At 69.0% G+C, this 26159-nt stretch carries 21 protein-coding genes; 7 read left to right on the top strand and 14 right to left on the bottom strand.

Annotated features, from left to right (window positions below):
• Positions 1–112 precede the first annotated feature (112 nt).
• The gene (locus EV645_RS33065) at positions 113–1183 is read left to right on the top strand and encodes a heavy-metal-associated domain-containing protein (protein ID WP_130448010.1); all 1071 of its coding nucleotides are present in this window, start codon (positions 113–115) and stop codon (positions 1181–1183) included.
• 1 nt (position 1184) lies between these two features.
• Here the strand turns inward: EV645_RS33065 and EV645_RS33070 are convergent, their stop codons facing one another.
• A complete protein-coding gene (locus tag EV645_RS33070) occupies positions 1185–3401 on the bottom strand; it encodes a heavy metal translocating P-type ATPase (protein ID WP_479684502.1) in 2217 nt (738 codons plus the stop codon).
• Positions 3398–5383 (bottom strand): cytochrome c oxidase assembly protein, encoded by a 1986-nt coding sequence (locus EV645_RS33075; RefSeq protein WP_130448011.1) that lies wholly within the window; start codon positions 5381–5383, stop codon positions 3398–3400. The genes EV645_RS33070 and EV645_RS33075 overlap by 4 nt, the downstream gene beginning before the upstream one ends.
• Before the next feature lie 113 nt (positions 5384–5496).
• On the opposite strand from EV645_RS33075, the gene EV645_RS33080 reads away from it, so the two are divergent.
• On the top strand, positions 5497–6009 hold the full coding sequence (locus tag EV645_RS33080; protein ID WP_130448012.1) for a DUF5134 domain-containing protein: 513 nt from the start codon (positions 5497–5499) through the stop codon (positions 6007–6009).
• Between the two features lie 16 nt (positions 6010–6025).
• Here the strand turns inward: EV645_RS33080 and EV645_RS33085 are convergent, their stop codons facing one another.
• Positions 6026–7360, bottom strand: coding sequence for a dihydrolipoyl dehydrogenase family protein (locus tag EV645_RS33085; RefSeq protein WP_130448013.1), 1335 nt, complete (start codon positions 7358–7360; stop codon positions 6026–6028).
• Positions 7361–7519: 159 nt separating this feature from the next.
• On the opposite strand from EV645_RS33085, the gene EV645_RS33090 reads away from it, so the two are divergent.
• Both EV645_RS33090 and EV645_RS33095 read left to right on the top strand, forming a co-directional pair.
• Positions 7520–8989: an MFS transporter gene (locus EV645_RS33090; protein WP_130448014.1), complete on the top strand. Its 1470-nt coding sequence runs from the start codon at positions 7520–7522 to the stop codon at positions 8987–8989.
• A gap of 29 nt (positions 8990–9018) precedes the next feature.
• Entirely contained in the window at positions 9019–9756 is a 738-nt protein-coding gene (locus tag EV645_RS33095) for an SDR family oxidoreductase (RefSeq protein ID WP_130448015.1), read from the top strand.
• Here the strand turns inward: EV645_RS33095 and EV645_RS33100 are convergent.
• The 9 genes from EV645_RS33100 to EV645_RS33140 form a co-directional block, all read right to left on the bottom strand.
• Complete coding sequence (locus tag EV645_RS33100) at positions 9753–12512, bottom strand: helix-turn-helix transcriptional regulator (RefSeq protein ID WP_130448016.1); 2760 nt, start codon at positions 12510–12512, stop codon at positions 9753–9755. The genes EV645_RS33095 and EV645_RS33100 overlap by 4 nt on opposite strands.
• A 98-nt stretch (positions 12513–12610) precedes the next feature.
• Positions 12611–13282: an urease accessory protein UreD gene (locus EV645_RS33105; protein WP_130448017.1), complete on the bottom strand. Its 672-nt coding sequence runs from the start codon at positions 13280–13282 to the stop codon at positions 12611–12613.
• Complete coding sequence (gene ureG / locus EV645_RS33110) at positions 13266–13973, bottom strand: urease accessory protein UreG (RefSeq protein ID WP_130448018.1); 708 nt, start codon at positions 13971–13973, stop codon at positions 13266–13268. Before ureG ends, EV645_RS33105 begins: the two co-directional genes overlap by 17 nt.
• The gene (locus tag EV645_RS33115) at positions 13966–14790 is read right to left on the bottom strand and encodes an urease accessory protein UreF (protein ID WP_130448019.1); all 825 of its coding nucleotides are present in this window, start codon (positions 14788–14790) and stop codon (positions 13966–13968) included. Before EV645_RS33115 ends, ureG begins: the two co-directional genes overlap by 8 nt.
• Positions 14790–16493, bottom strand: a complete 1704-nt coding sequence (locus tag EV645_RS33120) for an urease subunit alpha (protein WP_130448020.1) — start codon at positions 16491–16493, stop codon at positions 14790–14792. Before EV645_RS33120 ends, EV645_RS33115 begins: the two co-directional genes overlap by 1 nt.
• Positions 16486–16878, bottom strand: coding sequence for an urease subunit beta (ureB, locus tag EV645_RS33125; protein WP_130448021.1), 393 nt, complete (start codon positions 16876–16878; stop codon positions 16486–16488). Before ureB ends, EV645_RS33120 begins: the two co-directional genes overlap by 8 nt.
• Positions 16879–16889: 11 nt before the next feature.
• Positions 16890–17192, bottom strand: coding sequence for an urease subunit gamma (locus EV645_RS33130; protein ID WP_130448022.1), 303 nt, complete (start codon positions 17190–17192; stop codon positions 16890–16892).
• A gap of 171 nt (positions 17193–17363) precedes the next feature.
• Positions 17364–19001 (bottom strand): purine-cytosine permease family protein, encoded by a 1638-nt coding sequence (locus EV645_RS33135; RefSeq protein ID WP_130448023.1) that lies wholly within the window; start codon positions 18999–19001, stop codon positions 17364–17366.
• 101 nt (positions 19002–19102) lie between these two features.
• The gene (locus tag EV645_RS33140; protein ID WP_130448024.1) at positions 19103–19498 is read right to left on the bottom strand and encodes a MarR family winged helix-turn-helix transcriptional regulator; all 396 of its coding nucleotides are present in this window, start codon (positions 19496–19498) and stop codon (positions 19103–19105) included.
• A gap of 108 nt (positions 19499–19606) precedes the next feature.
• Here EV645_RS33140 and EV645_RS33145 point away from each other — a divergent pair, with 108 nt between their 5' ends.
• Genes EV645_RS33145 through EV645_RS33155 form a run of 3 tightly spaced genes read left to right on the top strand, consistent with a single transcriptional unit; the run spans position 19607 to position 22773 of the window.
• A complete protein-coding gene (locus EV645_RS33145) occupies positions 19607–20653 on the top strand; it encodes a substrate-binding domain-containing protein (protein WP_130448025.1) in 1047 nt (348 codons plus the stop codon).
• Between the two features lie 52 nt (positions 20654–20705).
• Entirely contained in the window at positions 20706–21902 is a 1197-nt protein-coding gene (gene lhgO / locus EV645_RS33150; protein WP_130448026.1) for an L-2-hydroxyglutarate oxidase, read from the top strand.
• Positions 21903–21954: 52 nt separating this feature from the next.
• Entirely contained in the window at positions 21955–22773 is an 819-nt protein-coding gene (locus EV645_RS33155) for a putative antibiotic biosynthesis monooxygenase (protein ID WP_242000811.1), read from the top strand.
• A gap of 123 nt (positions 22774–22896) precedes the next feature.
• On the opposite strand, the gene EV645_RS33160 is transcribed toward EV645_RS33155, so the two are convergent.
• The gene (locus EV645_RS33160) at positions 22897–24084 is read right to left on the bottom strand and encodes an acetate/propionate family kinase (RefSeq protein WP_130448027.1); all 1188 of its coding nucleotides are present in this window, start codon (positions 24082–24084) and stop codon (positions 22897–22899) included.
• The gene (gene pta, locus EV645_RS33165; RefSeq protein WP_130448028.1) at positions 24081–26156 is read right to left on the bottom strand and encodes a phosphate acetyltransferase; all 2076 of its coding nucleotides are present in this window, start codon (positions 26154–26156) and stop codon (positions 24081–24083) included. Before pta ends, EV645_RS33160 begins: the two co-directional genes overlap by 4 nt.
• Positions 26157–26159: the final 3 nt, after the last annotated feature.

Consider the following 26159-nt stretch of genomic DNA (forward strand, 5'->3'; position numbering starts at 1 on the left):
CGAAAGTCCAGACCCGCAGCGACGGGGGTCCGACACGCGGAGTAATCGCGCGGACCGTAGTTGGTTCCTAAACTGGGAGCGCGAGGATGACGGGTCGCCGGGGAGGTCGCGGATGGCGGGACTGCCGGGTGGCCGTTATGACCGCGCGGCTGCGTCCCGGGTGCTCGCCGAGGTCGCGGGCCGTGCTGCGTTCGGGCAGGTGGGTCTTGGTGGTGTGCGCCGGCTCGAGCCTGAGGTTGTGCCGCTCGACGGTCAGCTGAGTGCGCCGCAGTTGGAGTATGTGGATCAGCGGATGCGGCCGTGTCCGCCTGCCTTGGTGGTGAGTGCTACCTCGAAGGTCAGTTGGCGAGACAGCGGCGGGGTCGCGAATGTCGCTCACTGCGGTCCGCTCGGGCCGATCGTGCCCGTGGTGGCGCGGGAGGCGACGCTGGCCATGTGGCAGGCGCTCGTGGGGCTGGATGCTGCGGCGTTGACGGATGACGATCGCGCGGTGATGGACGCGACGACGACCGACAAGGATCCGGTGGAGATCCTCCGGGTCGGGATCGATACGACGTCGCGGGCCCTGGTGCAGCACGCGTACCTTGCGGATCAGACGCCGTACCGGAGCGCCGCTGAGTTCGCGCGGGGGTTGCGGGATTCGGGGATCTTCTCCGTGGTGGCGAACACCTGGTTCTGGGGTCTGCAGTCGTCGACGTTCCGGCGCGGGATGATCCCGGTGCGGCTGGTCGCGCAGGACGACGGGACGGTGCGGTACGCCGCGGAGACGGTCGACGTACTGCGGGAGATGAAGCAGACCGCGATCGCGGACGCGCACGAGCGGCAGTACGCGTTGTTGCCGGCGGGGGAGCAGCCGCGGTGCCTGGCCAACATGTCCGTGGACGGGGTGCGGTTGCTGCCCGGGGTGGTGGACACGTTCGTGGAGACGTTCGTTCAGTTGCTCGAGTTGGTGGAGATTGGGGAGACCGGCATGGACACTGCCGATGAGGTTTTCGAGGTACCGGACATGACGTGCTCGCACTGCACGAACACGATCACCGGCGTGCTGGAAGCGCTCGGGGTCCGGGTCGCGGGGATCGACCTGGACACGAAGGAGGTCGTGGCGGCGTTCCCGTCCGACGAGGTCCGCGCGCAGAGCTTCGAGGCGATCCGGGGGCACGGGTACACCGTCGTACGGCGGTGAGCTACTCGGGGTCGGGCTCGGTGCCGAAGTCGCGGAGGCGGAGGCTGTTGTAGGTGACGAACAGCGACGAGAGGCTCATCGCGGCGGCCGCGATCAAGGGGTTGAGCAGGCCCGCGGCGGCGATCGGCACGGCGGCCACGTTGTAGCCGAAGGCCCAGATGAGGTTGCGGTGGATGGTCTGGCGGGTACGTCGGGCCAGCGCGATCGCGTCCGGGATCACCCGAAGGTCTTCGCGCACCAGGATGATGTCGGCCGACTTGAGCGCGATATCGGTCCCGCTCACGACCGCCAATCCGAGATCAGCCGTCGCGAGCGCGGCCGCGTCGTTGATCCCGTCACCGACCATCGCGACCCTGTGCCCGTCAGCCCGCAACCGCTCAATCACAGCCGCCTTGTCGGCCGGGAGCACCTCCGCCTGCACATCCTCAATCCCCAACTCGGCGGCGACCGTCCGAGCCACCACCTCACTGTCCCCAGTCAGCAAAACCGTCCGCAACCCCTGCCTCCGAAGCATCTCAACCGCCGCCCCTGCGGTAGGCCGCAACCGATCCGCCACCACAAACGACCCAGCCAGCCGTCCATCAACCCCCACAAACACGACCGACCCCGCCCCGCGTTCCTCCGCTACCGGTGCGGGGACGCCTTCGGACTCCAGGAGGGTTGCGTTTCCCACGACTACGCGGTGGCCCTCTACTACGCCTACTGCGCCTTGGCCGGGGCGGACCTCGAAGGCGGTGACCGGGTGGGGGCTTACTCCGTCGGCGGTGGCTCGGCGTTCGACTGCGCGGGCTATGGGGTGTTCGGAGTTGTGTTCGATGGAGACTACGTAGGGGAGCAGGTCGGGGTCGATGTGTTCTACGACGAGTTCGCCGGTGGTGAGGGTGCCGGTTTTGTCGAGGACGATGGTGTCGATGACGCCGCTCGCCTCGAGGGCGTCCTGGCCCTTGATCAGGATGCCGAGGGTGGCGCCGCGGCCGATGCCGACCATGAGTGCGGTCGGTGTCGCCAGCCCGAGGGCGCACGGGCACGCGATGACGAGAACCGAAATGCCCGTGCCCATCGCCTGCTGGAACGGTGCACCGGACACGATCCACCCGACGGTGACAGCGATCGCGAGCGCGATGACCGCCGGCACGAACCACACGATGATCCGGTCGACCGTGTGCTGGATGCGAGCCTTGCGCTCCTGCGCCTGCTCAGCAACAGCCGCCATCTGCGCGAGCTGCGTGTGCGCCCCGACCGCCGTCGCAGTCAGCACCAACCGCCCGTCCGTGCTGATCGTCCCGCCGATAACGGAATCGCCCGCCCGCACGCTCCGCGGCAACGGCTCACCGGTCACGACGCTCGTATCGACAGCCGCCGCACCCTCCAGCACAGTCCCGTCGACCGGCACGATCTCGCCCGCCTTGACGATGACGACCTCGCCCTTGACAACCTGCCCGGTCGGTACGTCGGCCTCCGCGCCGTCCCGCAGTACCCGGGCCGTCGGCGTAGCCAACCGACTCAGCGCACCGAACACATCAGCAGCACGGCGCCGCGACCGCGTCTCGAAGTACCGCCCCGCGAGCTGGAACACCGTCATGCCTGCCGCGACATCGAGATACAGCGCCCCGGTGTCCAGCGGGATCGACGACAGCCCCGGCCAATGACCGCCCGTGTTCGATGCCCCAGGCAACAGCACCGACACCGCCGCCCACCCGAACGACACGATGATGCCCAGTGACACGAGCGTGTCCATGCTCACCGCACGATGACGCAGGTTCCGGATCGTCGCGCGATGGAACGGGTACGCCGCCCAGGTGACGACCGGCAGCGCGACGACCAGCGAGACGATCTCCCAACCGGGGAACCGGAGCGACGGTACTGCGGCCAGCACGATCGTTGCATCCATCAACGGAATCGCCAGCAGGATCGCCACGATCAGCCGCCGGCGCAGCGCGGTCACGCGCTTGATCGTCAGCTGCTCCGCGAGCTCGTCCGCGGACTCGGGATCGCGCACCGTCGCGTCGTACCCGGCCTTGTCGACCGCACTGGTCGCGCGGGCCGCGAGATCCGGTCCCGCCCCGGTGATGATCGCGCGCTCAGTCGCGTAGTTGACGCTGGCCGTCACGCCGTCAAGCTTGTTCAGCGCCCGCTCGACGCGGTTGGCGCAGGCCGCGCACGTCATCCCGCCGACCAGCAGCTCGACGGAGCTCGTCTCGGACTCGGTCAGCGTCACCGAGGCTCCTTGGTCCGGTCGCCAGTTCGTTCAGCAAGGCGCTCGAGCATCGCGTTATAGGCGTCGTACGAATCGTCGAGCCCACTGTCGAGGTGCCGATCGATGCGTTTGGCAAGCTTCCCGTCCTGCACAGCCCACTGCAGTGCCAGCACGACGACAACGATCAGCAGCGGGATCTCGCCGCCTGCCCAGGCGATGCCGCCGCCCGTGTGCTGCGTCGCGGCGAGGTCGACCTTCCAGGGCAGCTCGAGGTGCTGGTAGAACGAGTCGCCGATGATCGCGCCGTCGGACATCAGGATGACGCCGAAGAACGCATGGAACGGCATCGCCGCGAACAGGAAGCCGAGTTTCGCCAGGGACGGCAGCTTCCGCGGCGTCTGGTCGACGCCGATCACCAGACCGAAGTACAGACAACCGACGAGCAGGAAGTGGGCGTTCATCAGTTGGTGCGCCCAATGGAACTTCATCAGCGTGCCGAACGCGTTGGTGAAGTAGAGGCCGTAGTACGAGCCGATGTAGACGCCGAAGACAAGCAAAGGGTGGTAGAGCGCCTTGAGCGGACGCGAGTGGAGTACAGCGACGATCCACTCGTGCGGGCCTGGCTGTGCATCCTTGGCCGCAGTGGGCAGAGCCTTGAGCGCGAGGGTCAACGGTCCGCCGAGTACGAGCGGGATCGGGATCAGCATGCTGAGCGCCATGTGCATAGCCATATGGACGGCGAAGCTCGCGCCGGAGTACTTCCCGAGGCCGGAGCTGGTCACCACGACGATCAGCACCCAGCCGAGGGTCCAGGCGATCGTCCGGCCGATCGGCCATGACTCGCCACGGCGACGGAGCCTGATCGCGCCGGCGAGATAGGCGGTGATGGCGGCGCCGGCGGCAGCCACGAACAGCAGGTTGGGACGCCACTGGCTCACCAGCGTCGCGAACGCCGGCGGCTTGCTGAGGTCGAAGCCGAAGAAGATCTGGCTGATCGACGTCGGCACGAAGAACTGCGGCGGGGGAATGCGGGTCATCGCGATCCCGCAGGCAACGAAAACCGCCGTACCGGTGGTGAGGAGGACGGCGCCGAGCGGGAGCTTGCTGCGGGCAACGGAGAACAGGCCGAGGGCAACAAGCGTCAGTGCCGCCAACCGGGCCAGCGTGAGCCAGCCGGTGGCCGAGGCGAAGGGCGACGAGCCGGCCATCTTGAACCAGAGCAGAACGGCCTCGGTCACGATCAGCAGTGCGGCCCCGGCCATCGCGACGCTGCGCCAATGGGCGCGGTCGAGGGCTCGGTTCCGGCGGCCGGTGGCGAGCCTGAGGGTCTGTACGACGGCCAGCCCGAGGAGGAGCTGCGCCGCGATCGTCTGGTAAATGGCCGAGTCGCCGGCGAAGTCGTGCCGGGGCCCGACCAGGACCTGGCCGACGACGACCGGGGCAAGCGAGCCGGCCAGGGCTGCCCAGAGCGCGATCAGGTACGCGACCCAGCGCACGGTCACTACGCTCGTGACGAGCACCACGATCGCGGCCAGGCAGGTGATCATCCAGGCGCGCCCGAAGTCGCCGGAGAACATCGCGAACCAGAGTGCGCTCGGGCTGGCGATCTTGCCGAGCGACAGGCCGTTCGAGTCGGCCGAGTCGAACGCGATCAGCAGGCCGGAGCTGATCACCCAGACGGCGGCGGCCCGGCGTACGACGATCGGCTCGAACCACTCCGCGATCTCCAACTGCCGCCGCGAACCCGTCTCGCGTACCGGTCGCGCCTTGCCCGCGACGAGCGCCGACGCGAGCGCGCCGACGGTCACCAGCGAGGAGAGGTCGGCCACCGCGCGGACGAAGGTCGCGACGAGCCCGGTCAGTTGGCCGGGATAGTCGCGGGCGATCGGCAGGTAACTGGCCGAGCCCATCCGTGCGGTGGTGACCAGCGATGCGGCCAGAACGAGTACGCCCAGCAGGACGACGTACCCGATCAGCCACCGCCGGTGGCGCGTCGTACCCACGTCACTCCTGATCGATTGGTTGCCACAACCCCCAACTGGTGAATACGAGCGAGTTGTGGGAACAGTTCCCAGGAACGGAACTTCTTTGCGACGACTGGAGTTAGAGGGGCGTGGTGACTGGAGCCTGGACGATTGTCCTGACCGCGGTCTTCGCTGCGACGGGTCTGTACGGCGTTTGGCGGCTGAGCACGAGGCGCTGGCAGGGGATCGAGACCGTCGTCGACGTCAGCCATGCCCTGATGAGCCCGGCCATGCTCGTGATGCTGTGGTGGCCGATGGCGGCGACCGGCCAGTGGGCGCAGATGGCGGTTTTCAGCGGACTGGCGGTCGTCTTCTTCTACCAGTTGTCCGGGTTGGACACCGTCCCCGAGCGAGCCGGCGCGATGGCTCACGCCGGCATGAACCTCGGTATGGTCTGGATGCTGGCCGCGATGCCCCGGCTGATGTCCGGCGAGCCCTGGACCACGATGCTCAGCTGGTCCGCCGTCGGCCTGCTCGTCATCACCGCCGCCTGGTGGCTCGTCCACGCCGCCCGAACCCCCGGCCACCGAACCCTCTGCGGCTGCCACGGCCTCTCATGCGCCGGCATGGCCACCATGCTCGCGCTGATGACCCCGGCCCTCTGACCTCGGCTACCGAGCGTTACTCGTTTGCCAGTTGGCGGAGGGCTTGGAGGAGGGCTTCGGAGAAGGTGGGGAAGGGCTGGATGACGTCGAGGAGGACGGGGATCGGGATCCTGGCGCGGATGGCGAGGGTTGCTTGCTGGAGCCATTCGCCGGCTTCGGGGCCGACCGCGTAGGCGCCGGTGATGACGGTTCCGTCGGAGACGAGCGTGAGGAAGCCGGGCTGCGTGTCGTACGAGCGCAGGTACGTCGCCGTGCGCGGTACGCCGGACAGCTGGATCGTGCTCGTGTACGGTCCCTCGGCGTCACCCACGGACGCGGCCTGCGGGTAGCTGTACACGACGCGTGGCACCGCCCGGTAGTCCGCAGTACGCGGCTTGCCGAGAATGTTGCTCGCGGCAACACGACCCTGGTACTCACCGACATGGGTCAGTTGCCACAGGCCCGTAACATCGCCGATCGCCCAGAGGTTGGGACCGGCCGACAGTCGGTCGTCGACCGCGATACCGCGCGGATTCGCGACGATGCCGACGGTCTCCAGCCCGATGTTGTCGACGCGCGGACGCCGGCCGGTCGCGACCAGGATGCGATCGCCCTCGACCTGACTCCCGTCGCTCAGCTCGATCACGTACGTCGCCCTGTCGAGGCGAGCGCGCTCCGCGCCGGTCCCTGTCCGTACGTCGACCTTGTCGGCCGTCAGCGCGACCGCGATCGCCTCGCCGACCGCCCGCGGTTCACGAGGCATCAGGTGGTCGTCGCGCTCGATGAGCGTGACCGTCGAGCCCATCCGCGCCAGCGCCTGACTCATCTCGACGCCGGTCGCCCCACCGCCGAGAACGAGCAGCCGGTCAGGTACGTCGACCAGCCCGGTCACGTCCCGGTTCGTCCATACACCGGGCAGCTCACGCAGTCCCGGAACGGGTGGAATCGTCGGATCCGCACCGCACGCGATCACGATGTGTTCGGCGGTGTGCGTCCGATCGTCCACCGAGACGGTGTGCGGACCTGCGAGCCGGCCGTGGCCCCGCAGTACTTCGAGGCCGACGCTCTTGGCCCACGACACCGCGCCGGCGTCGTCGTAGTTCGACACCATGAAGTCGCGCCAGCTCAGCGCCGCGTGGGTGTCCAGCGATCCGGTCACGGCCTCGCGCGCGCCGGGTGCGTCGAGGGCCTCGGCCAGTGCTTCGCCGGGTCGCAGCAGAGTCTTCGACGGGATGCAGGCCCAGTAGGAACACTCGCCGCCGAGCAGTTCGCGCTCGACGATCGCAACGCGGGCACCGCCCTTGGTCAGCACCGCGGCGCAGTGTTCACCCGGAGCACCGGCTCCGAGGACGATCACGTCGTACTCACTCATCAGCTTCGGGCTCCCTTCGAACCGGCGCATCCAGGCTCGCGCGAACCGCCTGCCGACCGGGCCAGGGAGTGTCCCTGGTCTCGCGCGACCAGGGACCGTCACGGTGGCGCAACCCGGTCCGCCGGTCCGATCGTGGAGCAGACACGCCTGGGAGGTCGGATGAGTGAGCCTGGGGTGACCGGCGCGGGACTGGTCGCGTTGCGGGGGAGGGCCGGCACTCTGCTGGTCACCGCGACGGTGCTGGCGTCAATGGTCGGGTTCATCGATGCGTACATGATCAACGTCGCGATCCCAGCGATCGGCCGCGACCTGGAGATCGGTGTGAGCGAACTCCAATGGGTGCTCACCGGGTACCTCGTCACCGTCGCGTCGCTGCTCCTGCTGGCCGGTGCGCTGGCCGACCACTTCGGCTGGCGCCGGATCCTCGTCGCCGGACTCATCGTCATGCTGGTCGCGTCGCTGTGCTGCGCCGCGGCCCCGAACGGCGGCGCTCTGATCGCGGCGCGCGTGGTGCAAGGAGCGGGCGGTGCGCTGGTCGTACCGAGCAGTCTTGCGTTGCTCAACGGCACGCTTCAGTCAGCCGATCGTGCCAAGGGGATCGGCGTCTGGGCCGGCCTGTCGACTCTCGGTACGACGCTCGGCCCGTACGGCGGCGGCTGGTTGATCGACCACGGCTCGTGGCGGTACGTCTTCCTCCTGAACCTCCCGCTGATCGCGGCCGGATTGTGGGTACTGCGCGGCGTACCGGAGGTCGCGCGTGAACGACGTCCCCTGTCGGTCGACGTCGCGGGTGCCCTGCTCACCGCGCTCGGGTTGGGCGGCGTGATCTACGCGCTGACGGCCGGACCGGCGTCAGGCTGGGCCAGCGCGCAGGTCCTGGTGTCGGCAGTCGTCGGCGTGGTCTGCCTGGTCGCACTGATTCCGGTGGAGCACAGGCAGACGGCGCCGATGCTGCGTACGGCGCTGTTCCGGATCCGCCAGTTCGTTGCGATCAACGCTGCGACCCTCCTGTTCTACGGCGCGTTGTCGGCGGCCAGCTACCTGGTTGTCCTGCAGTGTCAGCTGCGGCTGGGCTACAGCGCGACCGAGGCGGGTGCGGCGCTGATTCCGGAGTCGGCTGTGTTCCTGCTGGTCTCGCCGTTCGTCGGCGGTTTGGTCGCGCGAGTCGGCACGCGCTGGCCGATGGCCATCGGCATCCTGATCGTGGCCGGCGGGTTCGCCTGGCTGTCCGCGGCGCAGCCTGGCCAAAGCTATGTGCAGGCGATCCTGCCAGGCGCGCTGTTGTGGGGTCTCGGCATCGGGCTGACGGTCGCTCCGCTGACAGCCGGCGTGCTGGCAGCCGTTGACGATGCGGATCTCGGAGAGGCGTCAGCGATCAACGACGCCGCGTCTCGCGTCGGCGGGGTGGTGCTGATTGCGCTCGTGCCCGCGCTGCTGGGCGTGGGCGGCTCGGACGAGCTCGCCGGGCCGTTGGCCAACAGGTATCAGGCGGCCATGCTCGTGATGGCAGCCTTGAGCGTCGTCGCCGCGGTGATCACGATGGTGTTCGTCGCCCGCGGTCGCCCGTCCGCCGCTCAGCTTCCGGCGACACCTCGCGTGCACGGTTGCGCCGTACCGGTATCCAACTGATTCGAGTCGACGAGAGAGTGGAGAGCACGATGACTGAGCCAACGACGAGTCTCGCCGATCAGGTCGTTGTGGTGATGGGCGGCAGCGCGGGCATCGGGTTGGAGACCGCGAGGCTGGCGCGTGCGGCCGGCGCGCGGGTCATCATCACCGGGCGGGATCGTGAGCGGCTCGAGAAGGCGGCTGTCGAGGTCGGCGCCGAGAGTGCGCTGACGGTCAACCTGGATGATTCCGCGGACGTCGAGCGGTTGTTCGGCGAGCTGCCCGAGCAGCTCGACCACCTCCTGATCGGCGGGAGCGGTCCGTTCTACGCGCCGCTCGCCGAGCTCGATCTGGAGGAGGCGGAGCGGTTCATCAACCAGCATCTGGTCGGCTCGTTGCGGATCGCGCGGTTGTGCGTCGGCAGGGTTCGTGCGGGCGGTTCGCTGACGTTCATCAGCGGTACAGGCGCGAGGCGGCCGGGAGTCGGGCTGATGCTCGCGGCCATCGGGACGGCCGCGCAGTCCGCGATCGTCGCGAACGCGGCCGTCGAGATCGCTCCGATCCGGGTGAACACGGTCGCTGCGGGTTTCGTCGACACTCCGTTGTCGGCGCGGCTGCTCGGGGATCAGCTCGAAGAGCGTCGCGCGCAGTTGCGTGCCACGCTGCCGATCGCGCGAGTTGTCGGTCCGGAGGACGTGGCGGCGTTGGTCGTCCACCTGATGACGAACACGGCACTGACCGGAGCGACGTACGACGTCGACGGGGGACAGCAGCTGATCCCGGGCTAGCCGGCTTCGGGAAATGCGTCGCGGAGTTGGCGGCGGGAGCTGATCGAGAGCTTGTCGAAGATCTTCCGGAGGTGCCACTCGACCGTGCGCGGGCTGAGGAACAGGCGGGTGCCTACCTCGGGATTCGACAGGCCGTCGCGGACGAGCAGGGCGATCTGGCGTTCCTGCGGGGTCAGCTCGTCGCCCGCGGTCGAGGCGGTCGCACGTCGGCGTACCGTTTCGCCCGTCGCTTGCAGCTCGCGGCGGGCCCGGTCGGCGAAGGCGGTCATGCCGATCTCGGAAAACATCTCGTACGCCGTGCGCAGCTCGGTCCGGGCGTCGCCGCGACGCGTCTGCCGGCGCAGCCATTCGCCGTACAGCAGGTGGGTGCGGGCGAGGTCCGGGCGCAGTCTGGTGCCGTTCAGCTGCTCGATCGCTTCGAGATACGCCTTCTCCTCCTTGTGGACCAGTCCGCGGGCCCGTGCCTCGAGGCCGAGTCCCCATGGTTCGTTGGTGCCGCGTGTCTTCTCCTGCAGGCGGGCGAGTGCGGCGGCCGCCTCCTGCGGGTGCCCGCTGTGTACGGCGGCCTCGATCTGCTCGCTCAGCGCCCAGAAGGAGACGAACAGCTCGGGTGTGTCCTCGGCGGCGAGAGTTGCCCAGGGCAACGCTTCGTCGTGGTGACCGAGCCCGTTCAGTACGACGGACTTCGCCCAGCGCGCGTACTGCGCCGCCGTACCCTGCCCCTCGGCCGTCGTCCGCGCGATGGTGTCGTCGATCAGCGGGAACGCGTCGTCCGGGCGTCCTTGGAGCGCGGCCAGCACGAGCGCGCCGTACGGGCCGATGTGGGTGCCGGTGGCCTCGCGTACGGCGTCTGCCTCGGCGCGGAGCGAGGTCGCTTCGGCGAAGTCGCCCGCCATCGCGAACACCTGCCCGAGCACGTTGACGCCGACGGCGAGTACTGCGAGCGCACCGGCGCGTCGGGCTGTCTCCACCTGCCGGATGGATGCGGCCAGACAGGCTTCGAAGTCCCACGCGGTCGCGGCCGCGGCCGTTGCCAGCCACCCCCAGCGCAGAATCTCCTCGGCCGAAACCTCCCCGTTGCCGAACGCGCCCGCGGCCCGCTTGAGCAACGGCATCGCCTCCTCGCGCCCGCCGGCGAACAACAAGGCGAACCCATCCAGCATCACATCAGAACTGCGCTCGGGCGGGTCAGGGCGCGGGGCAGCCATTGCGGCTTGCGAGACCTCGCGGAGGCCGGTGCCTGCCGCCAACTGGCCGGCGAAGAGCGCGGCGCTCCAGGCGTCGAGGTACGTGTCACGCGCCAGGCGGGCGTCGAGGGGCTCGAGCGTTCGGGCGGCACGCAGGAGGAGGCCGGGGGCGTCGCGGCCGCGTTGTTGGGCGAAGGCCGCCTCGGCGCGGAGTAAGTCGATCCGTGCGCGCCCGAGGTCGTCGAGCTGACCCGCTTCCGCTGTCGCGAGCAGCTCCCACGCGGTCCGGAAGGCGCCGGCCTGCACGCTCGCCTGGGCTCCGGCGAGTGCGCGCTCGGTACGGCGTACCGGATCACGCGTCAGCGCGACCGCCCGCTGCAGGAACGCCGCAGCCGCCGCGAACCCACCGCGCGCCTGCGCCCGATCAGCCGACCGCTCCAGCTCCACAGCAACGGCCTCGTCGGGCCCGGTCGCGGCCGCCGCCAGATGCCAGGCGCGCCGGTCAGGATCGGTGACCGAATCTGTCGCCCCAGCCAGCGCGAGATGTACGGCGCGACGCTCCGTCGCGGACGCTGACCCGTACAAAGCCGAGCGCACCAGCGGATGGCGGAACGTCACCCGCTCGCCCAGGCTCAGCAGGCCGTCGATCTCGGCGAACGCAGCGTCGATCCCGAGCTGATCGGCGGCCCGCCGTACCAGGACCGGATCGCCCACCGGCTCGGCCGCAGCGACCAGTAGGAGGCGACGCGTCGGCGGCGGCAGCGCATCGGCCTGCCGCAGGAAGCTCTGCTCGATCCGCCCCGGTAACTCCTGCCCGCCCAGCAGCCCGAACCCGGCCGCCAACTGGGTTGCTGTCAGCCCCCGAGGCAACTGCAGCAACGCCAACGGGTTGCCACCGGTCTCGGCCACAATGCGGTCCCGGATCGGAGCGTCCAGCAGGAACTCGACCGCCGACCCCAGCAACGCGCGCGCCTCGTCGTCCGGCAGGCCGTCGATCTCCAGCTCCGGGAGACCGTTCAGCTCCACGCCGACCTCGCGCGCCCCGAACAGCAGCCCGACGGCCTCGTTCCCGATCCGGCGGGCAACGAACCCCAGCGTCTGAGCGGTCGCGGTGTCGAGCCACTGGGCGTCGTCGACGACGATCAGCACGGGCTGTTCGGCGGCCAGGTCCGAGATCAGGCTGAGTACGGCGAGCCCGACCATGAACCGATCCGGCGTGGGCCCGGGAGCCATGCCGAACACCGTGGCGAGCGCCCGCCGCTGCGGCTCAGGGATCCGCTCCATCCTGTCGAGCAGCGGCATACACAGTTGGTGCAGAGCCGCGAACACCAGCTCCATCTCCGACTGGACGCCGACCGCGCGCAGCAGCCGCAGATCACGCGCGGAGTCGGTGGCGTACTTCAGCAGCGCGGTCTTCCCGACACCAGCCTCACCGCGTACGACGAGCACCTGGCTGCCACCGTTGCGGACATCGGCGAGTAGCTGGTCGAGTACGGCGCGTTCGGACCGGCGCCCGAGCAGCGCCGTCGGCTGTGTTCGCCCCGCCTCTGCTCCGCCGCCATGCTCCACCGTCCGTCCGCCCTCCCCGCGGTGGGACCGCGACGATCTTCCGGTACGCCGCAGTTGCCGAACCGATCCAGCCTAAGTCCGCGGAGCCCCGCTGACCATCACACGGGCGTCTGGATGAGATCGCTCTCGTGTTGTTCCTGGACCAGTTGCCGCCTGATCGAGCCGGTGCCTTCGAGCTGGAGCGTGTGCGGCGTTTCCGGCAGGCGGAAGCCGAGAGTGGTGACGGTGTCGAGGCAACGGGCCGGGCCGAGGATCGCCGAGCCGGTGCGGGTCTCGGGGGAGAGGTCGAGGTCTTCGGCGAGGAGGAGGTCGTCGTCGAGCCAGGCGCGGGTCGCCGTACGGAGTGTGCCGCCGACTTCGCCGTACCGTCCTAGGACGAGGGACTCGCGCAGTTGAGCCCTGCAGCCGTGTGTGAGGCGCGCGGTCGTCGTACGCGTCACGTCGGCGCCGGCCGAGACGACGAACGGCTCGGCGTACCACTGGAGGCTGGCGCCGTCGGTCAGACGGATGTCGACGTCCCAGCGGGCGGAGCCGCCGCGCATCGCGTACGCGACGGTGCCCGCCGTCTCCACGATCTCGAGCCTGGTGGGACCGGCGACGGCGATCTCGATGCGTACTTCGTCGCCTGCGAGCAGGAGCGCGCCCGCTGCGACGAGGGCGACGCGGACCACGCCTGGCGGACCGTGCAGCCGCCGGGGCGACAGGTGGTCGGTCGTCAGCAGGCAGCGGTCGCGGACCGGGTCGGCTGTGACGTCAATGCGTGTGGACATGGGTGATCACGCTGCCGTCCTCGCCGACATGTGAGTGCGGAGCCATCGGACCGGGGTCGACCGGGGTGTGATCGCCGGTGCTCACTTGGGCCGTCATGTGCCGGACCCACTCCTTGAGCTTGGCGACCGAGGCGGGATCTTTCCGGGAGAGCGCGAGGACGGGTTTCCCGTCGCGGGCGGCCTCGGCGTCCTTCACCATCCGGTCGACGTCCACCTCGACGTACGGCGCGAGGTCGGTCTTGTTGACGACGAGCAGATCCGCCCGCGCGATGCCAGGTCCGCCCTTACGCGCGACGTCACCGCCGCCGGCGACGTCGAGGACGAAGATCTGGGCGTCGACGAGGGCGGGGGAGAAGGTCGCGGTCAGGTTGTCACCGCCGGACTCGACGAGTACGACGTCCAGCGGGGCGAAGTCGCGCTCGAGATCCTCGACCGCGATCAGGTTCGGCGTGACGTCGTCGCGGATCGCGGTGTGCGGGCAGGCACCGGTCTCGACGGCGCGGATCCGGTCCGGATCGAGTACGCCGGCGGAGCGCAGCAGGCGGGCGTCCTCGTCGGTGTAGATGTCGTTGGTGATCACGCCCAGGCGGAGCTCGTCGGCGAGTTCACGGCAGATCGTCGCGATGAGTGAGCTCTTACCGGTGCCGACCGGGCCGGCGACACCTAGCCGGAAGGAGCGGGTCTCAGGCATGGAACAACCTCATTCTCTCGGTCACGTGGTTCTGCGCGTGGATGTCGATCAGTGGAGCTGCGTTGGCGGGGATCTTGTCGACGTCGGTCAGGGGCGCGACGTCGGCGACGAGCTTTTCGATGTCGTCGTGAAGGGCGGCCAGCCAGGTCGCGGCCTCGGCCGGGTCCACCGGCAGCAGCTTCAACGACGCGGACACGACCGTCTGCGCATCGTCATACGCCACAACCCGAGCCAACTGCTCCGCCGACAACCCGGTCACCGCCGCCACCACCCCCAGCACGATCGGCCGAGCGATCTCGCCATCCGGCGGCAGGTACTCCCCGACGCCCGGCCAAACCCGCCCCGCCAACCGCAACAACAACCGCCCCTGCCGCCTCACCGCCTCCCGCACGACCTGGCTAGAAACCCGAGCCGCCCAGGCCCGCTCAACCACCTCCAGCCCGCTGCCCAGCCCGCTGCCCAGCCCGCCCGGCTTGGCCTGCTCGGCCGTGGCGTCGAGTCGTGAGTTGGGGTTGTGATTTGGCGACCATGGTTCACGACTCGGCGATCCGGGGGCGGACCAATCCACACGACTCGGTGGGGGTTCGGGCGGTCGGCCGGTGAGGATGACATGGCGGGCCACGACCGCGACGGCGGCGTCGACGCGGGTGACTGTGCGGAGGCGGTCGCGGGCGTAGGTTTGTACCTCGTGGAGCTGCTTGCCGTCGGCGCCTAATCCGGCGCGGACGGCGGGCTCGAGGCCCGCCGACTGGGTGTGCCCGCCGGTCGGCAGGCGTCCGTCGGCGAGCATCAGCGCGACCAACTCCGCCGTACCCATCAGAACATCGAGTACAACTGGGCGAGCGGCAGCACCTCCGCCGGCGACGGCTCCACGAGCTCTCCGTCGACCTCGATGGCGAACGTCTCCGGGTCGATCTCGATGCTCGGCAGCGCGCTGTTGTTCTTCATGTCCGCCTTGCCGATCTCGCGCGTCGGCCGTACGCCGAGCAGCCGCCGGCGCAACTGCAGCCGTTCAGCCAGCCCGTCCGCCAGCGCCGCGGGTGACACGAACGTGTACGAGAGGTCCGCACCGACAGCGTCACCGAACGCCGGCCGCATCAGCACGGGCTGCGGCGTCGGGATCGACGCGTTCGGGTCGCCGAGCGCGGCCCACGCGATCGCGCCGCCCTTGATCACCAGGCTCGGGCGAACGCCGAAGTACCGCGGATCCCAGAGCGTGAGGTCCGCCAGCTTGCCCGGTTCGACCGAGCCGACCTCGTGGTCGATGCCATGGGCAACAGCCGGGTTGATCGTGTACTTCGCGACGTACCGGCGGACCCGCTCGTTGTCGGCGGGAAGGTCTCCCGCGAGCGCGCCACGGCGGTGCTTCATCACGTGCGCGACCTGCCAGGTGCGGGTGATCACCTCGCCGATCCGGCCCATCGCCTGCGCGTCCGACGAGGTGATCGAGAGCGCGCCGAGGTCGTGCAGGATGTCCTCGGCCGCGATCGTGGTGGCGCGGATCCGCGACTCGGCGAACGCGAGGTCCTCTGGCACGTCCGGGCTGAGGTGGTGGCAGACCATCAGCATGTCGAGGTGCTCGGCGACCGTGTTCACGGTGTGCGGCAGGGTCGGGTTGGTGGATCCGGGGATGACGTGCGGGTACGCCGCGATCGAGAGGATGTCCGGCGCGTGCCCACCGCCCGCGCCCTCGACATGGAACGCGTGGATCGACCGACCGGCGATCGCGCCGAGCGTCGACTCGACGTACCCGGCCTCGTTGAGGCTGTCCGCATGCAACGCGACCTGCAGGCCCCACTCATCCGCGGCGCGCAATGCGGAGTCGATCGCGGCCGGCGTCGAACCCCAGTCCTCGTGCACCTTGTAGCCGGCCGCACCCGCGAGCGCCTGCTCTGCCAGGGCCTCTGCGCTCACCGTGTTGCCTTTGCCGAGCAGCAGGATGTTGAGCGGTACGTGGTCCAGCGCGCGATGCATCTGCTCCAGGTGCCACGCGCCAGGCGTGACCGTGGTCGCCTTGGAACCCTCGCTCGGCCCGGTCCCGCCGCCGACGATCGTGGTGATCCCGGTCGCGAGGGCCTCGTGCAATTGCGACGGGGAGAGCAGGTGGACGTGCGAGTCGATCGCGCCGGCGGTGAGGATCCGACCCTCGCCCGCGATCACGTCGGTGGACGGGCCGATACGCAGGTCCGGGTGTACGCCGTCCGCGATATCCGGATTCCCGGCGCGACCCAGCGCGACGATCCGGCCGTCCCGGATCCCGACGTCGGCCCGCACGATGCCCCACCAGTCCACCACCAGCACGTTGGTGATCACCGTGTCCGGCGCCCCGTCGGCCCGCGTCGTCGTACCTTGCGCCATCGACTCCCGAATCGACTTCCCACCCCCGAACACCACCTCCTCACCGCCGACGGTGAAGTCCCGCTCAACCTCCACCCACAAATCCGTGTCCCCCAACCGAACCTGATCCCCAACCGTCGGCCCATACAACGCGGCATAAGCCGCCCGCGAAATCTCAACCACGATCCACCTCGCCCAGGCTGTCGGTGCCGGCCGGCTTCAGTTGGATCCCCGGCACCCGGCGGTTGCCCCTGAACGCCACCAGATCTACCTCGCGCGACGCTCCCGGCTCGAACCGCTGCGAGGTCCCGGAGGGGATGTCGAGCCGGAACCCACGCGCGGCCTGCCGGTCGAAGGCGAGCGCGGCGTTGGCGTCCGGCAGATGGAGGTGCGACCCGATCTGGATCGGCCGGTCACCGGTGTTCACGATCACCAGCCGCAGGCGCTCAGCGTCCGTGCGGTCGGCGTTCAGGCGGATCGTGCCCGGCGCGACACGAATTGCACCAGGTGCGACCGAGTGAGCCGCCGCCCCCTGTCCTTCCGTGCTAAGTCTATCGGCGTCAGCCATGGAATCTGCCTTCAGATGATGGGGTTGTGGATAGTCACGAGTTTCCGGCCGTCCGGGAACGTCGCTTCGACCTGCACGTCGTGCAGCATGTCGGCCACGCCCGGCATTACCTGGTCCCGAGTGAGCACCAGCCGTCCGCTTTCCATCAGGTCGGCGACGCGGGCACCCTCACGTGCGCGTTCAATCACCCACGTGCTCAGCAACGCCACCGCCTCCGGGTGGTTCAGCAGCACCCCCCGCGCCAGCCGGTCACGAGCGACCATGCCGGCCACGGAGAGCAGCAGCTTCTCAACATCAGCTGGAGTGAAGTTCATGGTGTGAGGTTGCGGGCAGCCCGTCGCCGAGGCGCGAACCACCACCGCTGACTCCCTTCAAAAGCTGGCCTGCTAAGGCATGTCGGCTGCAGGTTGGGGAGGATTTTGGACCGAATCGGGGGTGTAATCCTCCCCAACCTGCATCATGGCAGGCCGCGAGGCGTTGGTGGATCAGCAGTGGGCGGGTAGGACGTGGTCGGAGAGCTTGTCTGTGCTGAGGCATAGGGAGCAGACGGCGGCGGCGTGGGTTTGGCAGGCGGTCATGTCGGGGCGTTCGTAGTCCTGGCGGCAGACGTGGCAGGTGAGTACTTCGCCGGACGGGTTGCCGTGTTCGTCGTACATGGGGAGGTCGAGGCCGTCGTCGGGGCGGCGGAGGTAGTACTTGCCGCGGGTGATGATGGCGAGGACGGGCGGCAGGACCAGAGCCAGCCCGATCGCGACCAGTGGTGAGTACGGCTTGATCGTGTCGCCCAGCCCGCCGAAGAAGACCAGGATGGAGACGCCTGCCGCCGCGGCCATCGAGACGAAGCCGACCGGGTTGACGGCGTACAGCATGCCGCGGCGGAATTCCGGTGCCTTGGGCGACAGCTTCAGCAGGTACTTGTTGAAGACGATGTCGGAGGCAACGACCACGATCCACGCCATCCCGCAGTTCGCGTAGAAGCCGAGGATGGTGTTGAGGAAGTCGAACATGTTCGCCTCCATCAGCACCAGCGCGATCACCAGGTTGAACCCGAGGAACACGAGCCGGCCGGGGTAGTGCCGGGTCAGCCGCGTGTACGAGTTCGTCCAGGCGAGCGACCCGGAGTACGCGTTGGTCACGTTGATCTTCACCTGACTGATGACGACGAGTACGACGGCCAGCGTCATGGCCAGCCATCCGGGCAGGAAGCCGCGATAGATCTCGAGGAACTGGTGCACCGGCTGATTCGCGATCGCCGTACCGCCGTCGACCTGGGCGATGATGTAGACGGCAAGGAACAGCCCGATGACCTGCTTCAGCGCACCGAAGATCACCCAGCCCGGACCGGCGAGCAGTACGGCGGTCCACCAGCGGCGCGAGTTCTCGGGCGTCTTCGGCGGCATGAACCGCAGGTAGTCGATCTGTTCCGCGATCTGCGCGATCAACGACAGGCACACGCCGGCCGCGAGCAGCATCGAACCGAAGTCGGCGTCGGGACCGTAGTCGAAGAACGTCGACACCGACGACGGGTGCGAGACGAGCAGGTAGCAGAACGGCAGCACCATCAGGATCAGCCACAGCGGCGTCGTCCATACCTGCAGCGTCGACAGCACCTTCATCCCGTAGATCACCAGCGGGAAGATCACCAGCGTGGACACGGCGTACCCGAGCCAGAGCGGCACGTGCAGCCCGAGTTGCAGGCCCTGCGCCATGATCGAGCCTTCGAGTGCGAAGAAGATGAACGTGAACGACGCGAAGATCACGTTGGTCACGACCGAGCCGTAGTACCCGAAGCCGCTGCCGCGCGTGATCAGGTCGAGGTCGATGTTGTACCGCGCGGCGTAGTACGCCAGTGGCAGGCCGGTCGCGAAGATCACCACCGCGAAGATCGCGATACCCCACAGCGCGTTGGTCGTCCCGTACGAGATGCCGATGTTCGCGCCGATCGCGAAGTCGGCCAGGTACGCGATCCCGCCGAGGGCGGAGACAGCGACCACGCCGGCGGACCACTTGCGGTAGCTGCGCGGCGCGAACCGGAGGGTGTAGTCCTCCAAGGTCTCGCGCGTCGCGGTGTTCTGACTTGGAGGAGAGGCAGTGCGGTGATCGAGCGAGGGTTCAACAGTCATGGCGGAACTCCTGCGGCACCTTCGGGCGAGCGGTGCTCCGGCGTACCGGCGACGCTGCCGGCCGGGATGCACCCGAATGGAAGGAACCTAGGAACGCCGTGTTACCTGCGTGTTGCCGAACCAATACGTTCGTGTATTTCCATCTGGAAGTAATCCGGGAGCTCGGCCTCGAGGGCGTGTTGCGCGGTGCCGAGGCGGTCGGCGACGGTCGCGCCGACGGGGGAGAGGGCGGTGACGATCCGCCGCTTGTCGTCCGGGTGCACGCGGCGCAGGACGAGTCCGCGCTCTACCAGCTTGTCGACGTGCCGGGTCAGGCTCGCGGCCGGCAGTACGGCGGACTCCGCGAGCAGCGACATCGGCTGGCCGGGCTCCTCGTGCAGCGCGGCCATGATCCGCCACTGCTCGATCGTCAGCCCGAACTCGTCCAGCAGCGGTTGCAGGCCGAGCTCGATCTCCCGCTCGACCCGCTTCAGCAGCAGGAGCAGGCTCGACGCCATCCGCACCCCCTCCTCGGTTCAGGTGCTGGGAAATATAGCCGTTCGCTCGAAGTTGCGCCTCCGATTCGTTCACACTGGTCGCGCCCGTACGGCGACGAGGAGGTGATCGTGCGGCGTTCCGACGTACTGCCGGTCGCCTTCGTGGTGCCGCTGCAGGGGCCGACCGGGATCTATGGGCCATCCTGTCTTGCGTGCGGTCAGCTGGCTGTCGAGCAACTGAATGCGCGCAACGGCATCGCCGGACGCTGGGTCGAGCTGGTTCAGGTCGATGCCGGTCGTCCGTCTGAGATTGTCGCCGAGGAGGTCGGGCGACTGGTCGATTCCGGGCGGGTGGAGGCGGTGGCCGGGTGGCACATCTCCGCCGTCCGCGTGGCGCTGACGCGACGGATCGGCGGGCGGGTGGTGTACGCGTTCGCCGCGATGCATGAGGGCGGCGACGATACGCCCGGGGTGTTCATGCTCGGCGAGCGTCCGGTCAACCAGTTGCTCCCGGCGGCGCGCTGGCTTCGTGAACATCACGGCGCCCGCCGATGGGTTGTCGTCGGCAACGACTACGTGTACCCGCGGGTGACCGGATCCGTCGCGCAGGAAGCCCTGGACATCGTCGAGTCGGCTTATGTTGCCCTCGGCACCTCCGATTTCACCGACGTGATCAACGGGCTCAAGGCAACCAAAGCGGACGGCGTGATCATGTTGCTGATGGGACAGGACGCGGTCCACTTCAACCGGCAGTTCGCCCGCGCCGGGTTGAGCGAGGACCTTCTCCGCCTCAGCACCGCGATCGAGGAGAACACGCTGCTCGGCGCCGGGCCCGGTGCTAACCATGGTGTCTACGCGGCCGCGGCGTACTTCGACAGGCTGTCGACAGTGGAGAGCAACGAGTTCGCCCAGCAGTACTACGCCCGCTTCGGCGCCTTCGCCCCGGCCCTGAACGCGGTCGGTGAATCCTGCTACGAGGCCCTCCACTTCCTCGCCCGGCTAGGCGAGATCACCGGCTCCGTCGAAATATCCGCCGCCCTCCCCACCGGCCACTTCTACGACAGTCCGCGCGGCCTCCTCCGGCTGGATGGCAACCTGGTCGACCAGGATGTGTACCTCGCCGCCGCCGACGGTCTGGAGTTCCGAATCGAGGAACAGATCGCCCGCACCGGCTGAACGTGAACGTGGAGTCGATGTATTTCTGGCGGCTGGAAGGGCTCTCTAGAACGTGACGAGATCAGCGGTGGTGGTCGGTGGCGGCATTGTCGGACTGGCGGTGGCGCGTGCCCTGCAGCAGCGTGACCCCGGTACGCCGGTAGTCGTGCTCGAGAAGGAGCCGTCCGTCGCCGCGCATCAGACCGGGAACAACTCGGGTGTCGTGCACTCCGGCCTGTACTACCGGCCCGGCTCGCTCAAGGCGCGGTTCGCCGTGGCAGGCGGGGCGGCGCTGAAGGAGTACTGCGAGGAGAAGGGCATCCCGCTCGACGTACCCGGGAAGCTGGTCGTGGCCACGACCGAGGCGGAGCTGCCGCAGCTCGATCGCCTGTTCGGGATCGGCCAGGAGAACGGCGTACCGGTCCGGCGGCTGACCCTCGAAGAGGTCGCCGAGCGTGAACCGCACCTCCGCGTGAAGGGCGCGCTTGCTGTCGACTCCACCGGCCGCGTGGACTTCAAGCTGGTCGCCGCAGCCTTGGCCGACGACATCAGGGCCGCCGGAGGCGAGATCCGTACCGGGATCTCCGTGACCTCCGTCGAGAACGCCGGCTCCGTCGCCCGCGTGCGGACGACGGACGAGGTGATCGAGGCCGATCGGGTCGCCGTCTGCGCCGGTCTGCACAGCGACCGCCTCGCGCGCGCCTCCGGGCTCGAGCCGGGCGTGCGCATCCTGCCGTTCCGCGGCGAGTTCAGCGAGATCGTTCCCGAGCGCGACTTCCTGGTGAAGGGCCTGGTCTACCCGGTGCCCGACCCCGACCTGCCGTTCCTCGGCGTCCACCTGACCCGCGGCATCGACGGCGGCGTCCACGTCGGCCCCAACGCCGTACCCGCGCTGTCCCGCGAGGGCTACAAGTGGTCGAAGATCGCTCCGAAGGACGTGTGGGAGGCCGCGACGTACCGCGGCACCTGGCGCCTGGCCCGCCGGTACGCGCGTACCGGCGCGAAGGAGATCGTCCGCTCGCTCACCGGCCGCGCCCTCGTCCGCGAGGCCCGCCGCATGCTCCCCGAGCTCGAGGTCAAGGACGTACGCCGCTCCGGCGCCGGCGTCCGCGCCCAGGCCGTCACGCGCGACGGCAAACTCGTCGACGACTTCCTGTTCCTCCGCGACGGCCGCGCGCTGCACGTCCTCAACGCACCCTCACCCGCGGCGACGGCATGCCTCGTCATCGGCAACCGCATCGCCGAGGAGCTGTCCGCCGACCGAGCCTGAACGTCACGTCGGGGCAACAGCGGGGCAACGTTGAGCGGTCACGCTGGGTGGCATGGATTCGTTGCGTACGACGCTCACCGGCGGGACAGCCTGTGACGTATGTGGGCGGCTGCCTCATCCCCGGCGGCTGCGGTTGACGTTGGCGAAGCTCGTGGCGATCGCGCCCGTGGAGCTGGCCCTGCATGCGGTGGTGCTCGCCACGCATCCGCCGTACCTCGTGTCGGTTGCGGTGCTGGCGAGTGTGACGACGGCGCTCGTGATCTGGGTGGTGGAGCCGTCCACGATGAGGCTGCTCAGGTCGTGGCTGCATGCTCCGAAAGTTCGTCCCCGGCAGGGGATCGGTACGTTGTGGCGGATCCGCGTGACGCTCAACGATCGAGCGGGTTCGCTGGAGAACATCACCCGCCGGCTCGCCGAGCTGGATGCCAACATCCTCGGCCTCCACGTTCACCCGATCGACGACGGCGTACGGGACGAGCTGGTCGTCTCGACGCCCGACACCATCACCGCGACCGATCTCGAGACCGCCTTCGCCAAGGGCGGTGGACGCAGTACTCACGTCTGGCCGACGACCGCGCTGGCGCTCGTCGACGGCCAGACCAAAGCGCTGAGCCTGTCGGCACGCGTCGTCGCAGATCCCGCCGAACTCCCGCACGCGGTCGCCGAACTGCTCGGCGCTCAGCTCGTCACGGACCGCGCAACCTTGGCGGGACAACTCGCGGGCGACATCCTGAAGGTGCCGTCACCCTGGACGGGTCTGTTCGCCTTCCACCGGCCAGGCGAGCCCTTCACGCCGGCCGAGTCGGCTCGCGCACACCGCCTGGCCGAGCTCGCTGAGGCGGCCCTCACGATCGCACCCGCCGGGCGCTAGTTTCTGCAGCTCGACAGGATGTGTCGGGTTGTCAGGCCCGATTTGCCGTATGCGCAGGCGGGAGCCTGCTGGCATTGGACATATACGTCCTGTCGAGTTTGCACGGCGGCTGCGGCTTGGGCGTCAGCCTCGCTGGACGACGGTGAGGGCTTCGCGGGCGATCTGCCATTCCTCGTTGGTCGGGATGACGAGGACCGCGACCGGACTCTCGTCGGTGGAGGCAACGGTCTCGGACCCGGCATTGCGGTCCGGGTCGAGGTGGATGCCGAAGGCGTCCAATCCGCTCAGAGCGGCGGCGCGGACTTCGGCGGAATGCTGGCCGACGCCGGCGGTGAAGACGATCGCGTCGACGGTCCCCAGTACGGCGTAGTACGCGCCGATGTACTTCTTGATCCGCTGGCAATAGATGTCGAACGCGAGTTGCGCCCGCTCGTCGCCGGCTGCCCGTCGTCGCGAGATCTCGCGGAAGTCGTTCGCGCCGGTGAGGCCCTTGAGGCCGGACGCCGAGTTGAGCGTGTGATCGGTCTCCTCGGCCGATCGTCCCGCGACCCGGGCGAGGAGTCCGTGGATCGCCGGATCGAGGTCGCCCGAGCGGGTGCCCATCACCAGCCCTTCCAGCGGCGTGAGACCCATCGACGTGTCCACGGACCGCCCGCCGCGGATCGCTGCGGCGGAGCAACCGTTGCCCAGGTGCAGCACGATCACGTTGACCTCGTCCGGCGAGTGGCCGAGCAGGCGGGCGGCCTCGGCCGACACGAACGAGTGCGACGTACCGTGGAACCCGTACCGGCGGATCCCGTACTTCTCCTGCCACTCATAGGGCACCGCGTAGGTGTAGGCGTACGGCGGCAGCGTTTGGTGGAACGCGGTGTCGAACACGGCGACATGCGGCAGATCCGGCAGCAGTCGGCGCGCAACCTCGATGCCCTCGAGGTTGGCCGGATTGTGCAGCGGAGCGAGCGGCACGAGGTCCGTCACGGCCGCGATCAGCTCGTCGTCGACCAGCGCCGGCGCCGCGAACCGATCGCCACCATGCACGACCCGATGCCCGACCGCCACGATGTCCACGTCGGCAAGCGCCGGCCCTTGGGTTTCGAACGCCCGTACGGCGGCCTCGAGCGCAGCCTCGTGGTTGGCGATCGGCTGCTCGTCGTTCCACTCACCCTGCGGCCCGTGATGCACGTGGTGGCTGCGTTCCTCACCGATCTGCTCGACGAGCCCGGTCGCAGCGGCCTCGCCCGATGCAGAGTCGATGAGGCTGTACTTGAGCGAGGACGATCCGGCGTTGACGACCAGCACGTGCTCGGTCATGCGGCGCCGCCCTGCTGAGCCTGGATCGCAGTGATCGCGACCGTGTTGATGATGTCCCGCACGGTTGCCCCTCGCGACAAGTCGTTGACCGGTTTGCGCAAGCCTTGGAGGACCGGGCCGACCGCGACCGCGTTGGCCGAGCGCTGCACCGCCTTGTACGTGTTGTTGCCGGTGTTGAGGTCCGGGAAGATGAAGACCGTCGCGCGCCCGGCGACGGGGGAGTCCGGCAGCTTGGTGCGGGCCACCGCGCTGTCGATCGCGGCGTCGTACTGGATCGGTCCCTCGACCGGCAGTTGCGGCATCCGTTCACGGACGATGTTCGTTGCCTTCGACACCTTTTCGACGTCGGTCCCGGTGCCGGAGCTGCCGGTGGAGTACGACAGCATCGCGACCCGCGCCTCGACCCCGAACGCGACCGCGGTCTCGGCGGACGAGATCGCGATATCCGCGAGCTGCTCGGCGTTCGGATCCGGGTTCACCGCGCAATCGCCGTACACGAGGACGCGGTCCTGCAGGCACATGAAGAAGACCGACGAGACGACCGACGTGTCCGGGACGGTCTTGACCACCTCGAGCGCCGGCCGGATCGTGTGCGCGGTGGTGTGGACGGCGCCCGACACCATCCCGTCCGCGAGTCCCAGCTGGACCATCATCGTGCCGAAGTACGACACGTCGCGGACCAGCTCTCGCGCGCGGTCGAGGTCGACGCCACGATGCTGCCGCAGCCGGTGGTACTCCGCCGCGAACCGCTCGGTCAGCTCGCTGTGCTCCGGATTGACGACGGTCGCCGCGGACACGTCGACACCGAGCGACGCGGCCTTCGCGCTGATCGTGGTCGCATCGCCGAGCAGCGTCAGGTCGGCGACGCCCCGCCGCAGCAGTACGTCGGCCGCCCGCAGGATCCGCTCCTCCTTGCCCTCCGGCAGCACGATGTGCCGGCGGTCGGAGACGGCGCGATCGACCAGTTGATGCTCGAACATCAGCGGCGTCACCGCACTGCTCCGCGCGAGGGCGAGCTGGTCGAGCAGCGCCTGCCCGTCGACGTACCGGTCGAAGAGCGCGAGTGCGGTGTCGATCTTGCGCGGCGCGTCCTTGGTCAGCCGGCCGCGGACCGCGGTGAGCTTGGTCGAGACGGCCTGCGTACCGAGGTCGGTCTCGATGATCGGCAGCGTGACGCCGAGCCCCTCGATCAGGCGTTGCACTTGCGGCGGCAGCTCGAACCCGCCGTTGAGGACGACGGTCGAGATCTGCGGGAAGTTGCGGGACGCATGCGCCATCAGTACGCCGAGGACGACCTCCGGCCGGTCGCCCGCCGTCACGACCGCGGCGCCCTCGAACAGCCGGTCGAGCACGTTCGGCATGGTCATGCCGGCGATCATCAGGCCGGTGACCTCGCGATTCAGCAGTTGCGGGTCACCGCTCACGAGCCGGCCGTCGATCGGGGCCAGCAGGTCGGCGACCAGCGGCTGGTTGAGCAGCGGCTCCTCCGGAATCGCGAACGCCGGAGCGCCGACGCCGTCCAGCGCGGCGACGAGCGGTCCTCCGTCGCTGGAGCGGTTGACGATCACCGCGAACAGCGAGCCGTGATTCGCGGCGAGCTCGGCCGCCGCCAGATCGGCGATCGTGCGTACGTCGTGCGGCGTCCGGGCGAAGCCGTTGAGCACCAGCAGGACCGGCGCGCCGAGGTTTGCCGCGATCTTGGCGTTGAACGAGAACTCGGTCGGGGTGCCGACATCGGTGTAGTCGCTGCCGACGACAACGACAGCATCGGCCCGCTCGGCGAGCGCGTGGTACCGCTGCACGATGGTGTCGAGCGCGGCATCCGGGTCGCTGTGCACCTCTTCGTACGTGACCCCGACGCCGTCGTCGTACGAATGCGTGACCGCGTCCTGTGAGATCAGCAGGTCGAGCACGTAGTCGCGACCGCCGTGGGTCGCGGTGTCCGCGCGGACGATAGGCCGGAACACCGCCACCCGCCCGACCCGCCGCGACAGCTGATGAAGCACTCCGAGAGCCACCGTCGACTTCCCGGTCGTGCCCTCGACCGATGCGACGTACACGCTGCTGCCCATGGG

Origin of the sequence: Kribbella rubisoli, assembly GCF_004217145.1 — a bacterium.
In the GTDB taxonomy this organism is placed as follows: Bacteria; Actinomycetota; Actinomycetes; order Propionibacteriales; family Kribbellaceae; genus Kribbella; species Kribbella rubisoli.

Excerpts from the sequence above, each read along its gene's own strand:
- EV645_RS33090 (WP_130448014.1), top strand. The coding sequence starts at position 7,520 with ATGAGTGAGCCTGGGGTGACCGGCGCGGGACTGGTCGCGTTGCGGGGG.
- ureG (WP_130448018.1), bottom strand. The coding sequence starts at position 13,973 with ATGCCTGAGACCCGCTCCTTCCGGCTAGGTGTCGCCGGCCCGGTCGGC.
- EV645_RS33095 (WP_130448015.1), top strand. The coding sequence starts at position 9,019 with ATGACTGAGCCAACGACGAGTCTCGCCGATCAGGTCGTTGTGGTGATG.
- EV645_RS33130 (WP_130448022.1), bottom strand. The coding sequence starts at position 17,192 with ATGAACTTCACTCCAGCTGATGTTGAGAAGCTGCTGCTCTCCGTGGCC.
- ureB (WP_130448021.1), bottom strand. The coding sequence starts at position 16,878 with ATGGCTGACGCCGATAGACTTAGCACGGAAGGACAGGGGGCGGCGGCT.
- EV645_RS33065 (WP_130448010.1), top strand. The coding sequence starts at position 113 with ATGGCGGGACTGCCGGGTGGCCGTTATGACCGCGCGGCTGCGTCCCGG.
- pta (WP_130448028.1), bottom strand. The coding sequence starts at position 26,156 with ATGGGCAGCAGCGTGTACGTCGCATCGGTCGAGGGCACGACCGGGAAG.
- EV645_RS33140 (WP_130448024.1), bottom strand. The coding sequence starts at position 19,498 with ATGGCGTCGAGCCTGCTCCTGCTGCTGAAGCGGGTCGAGCGGGAGATC.
- EV645_RS33105 (WP_130448017.1), bottom strand. The coding sequence starts at position 13,282 with ATGTCCACACGCATTGACGTCACAGCCGACCCGGTCCGCGACCGCTGC.
- EV645_RS33155 (WP_242000811.1), top strand. The coding sequence starts at position 21,955 with ATGGATTCGTTGCGTACGACGCTCACCGGCGGGACAGCCTGTGACGTA.
- EV645_RS33135 (WP_130448023.1), bottom strand. The coding sequence starts at position 19,001 with ATGACTGTTGAACCCTCGCTCGATCACCGCACTGCCTCTCCTCCAAGT.
- EV645_RS33160 (WP_130448027.1), bottom strand. The coding sequence starts at position 24,084 with ATGACCGAGCACGTGCTGGTCGTCAACGCCGGATCGTCCTCGCTCAAG.
- EV645_RS33085 (WP_130448013.1), bottom strand. The coding sequence starts at position 7,360 with ATGAGTGAGTACGACGTGATCGTCCTCGGAGCCGGTGCTCCGGGTGAA.
- EV645_RS33115 (WP_130448019.1), bottom strand. The coding sequence starts at position 14,790 with ATGGGTACGGCGGAGTTGGTCGCGCTGATGCTCGCCGACGGACGCCTG.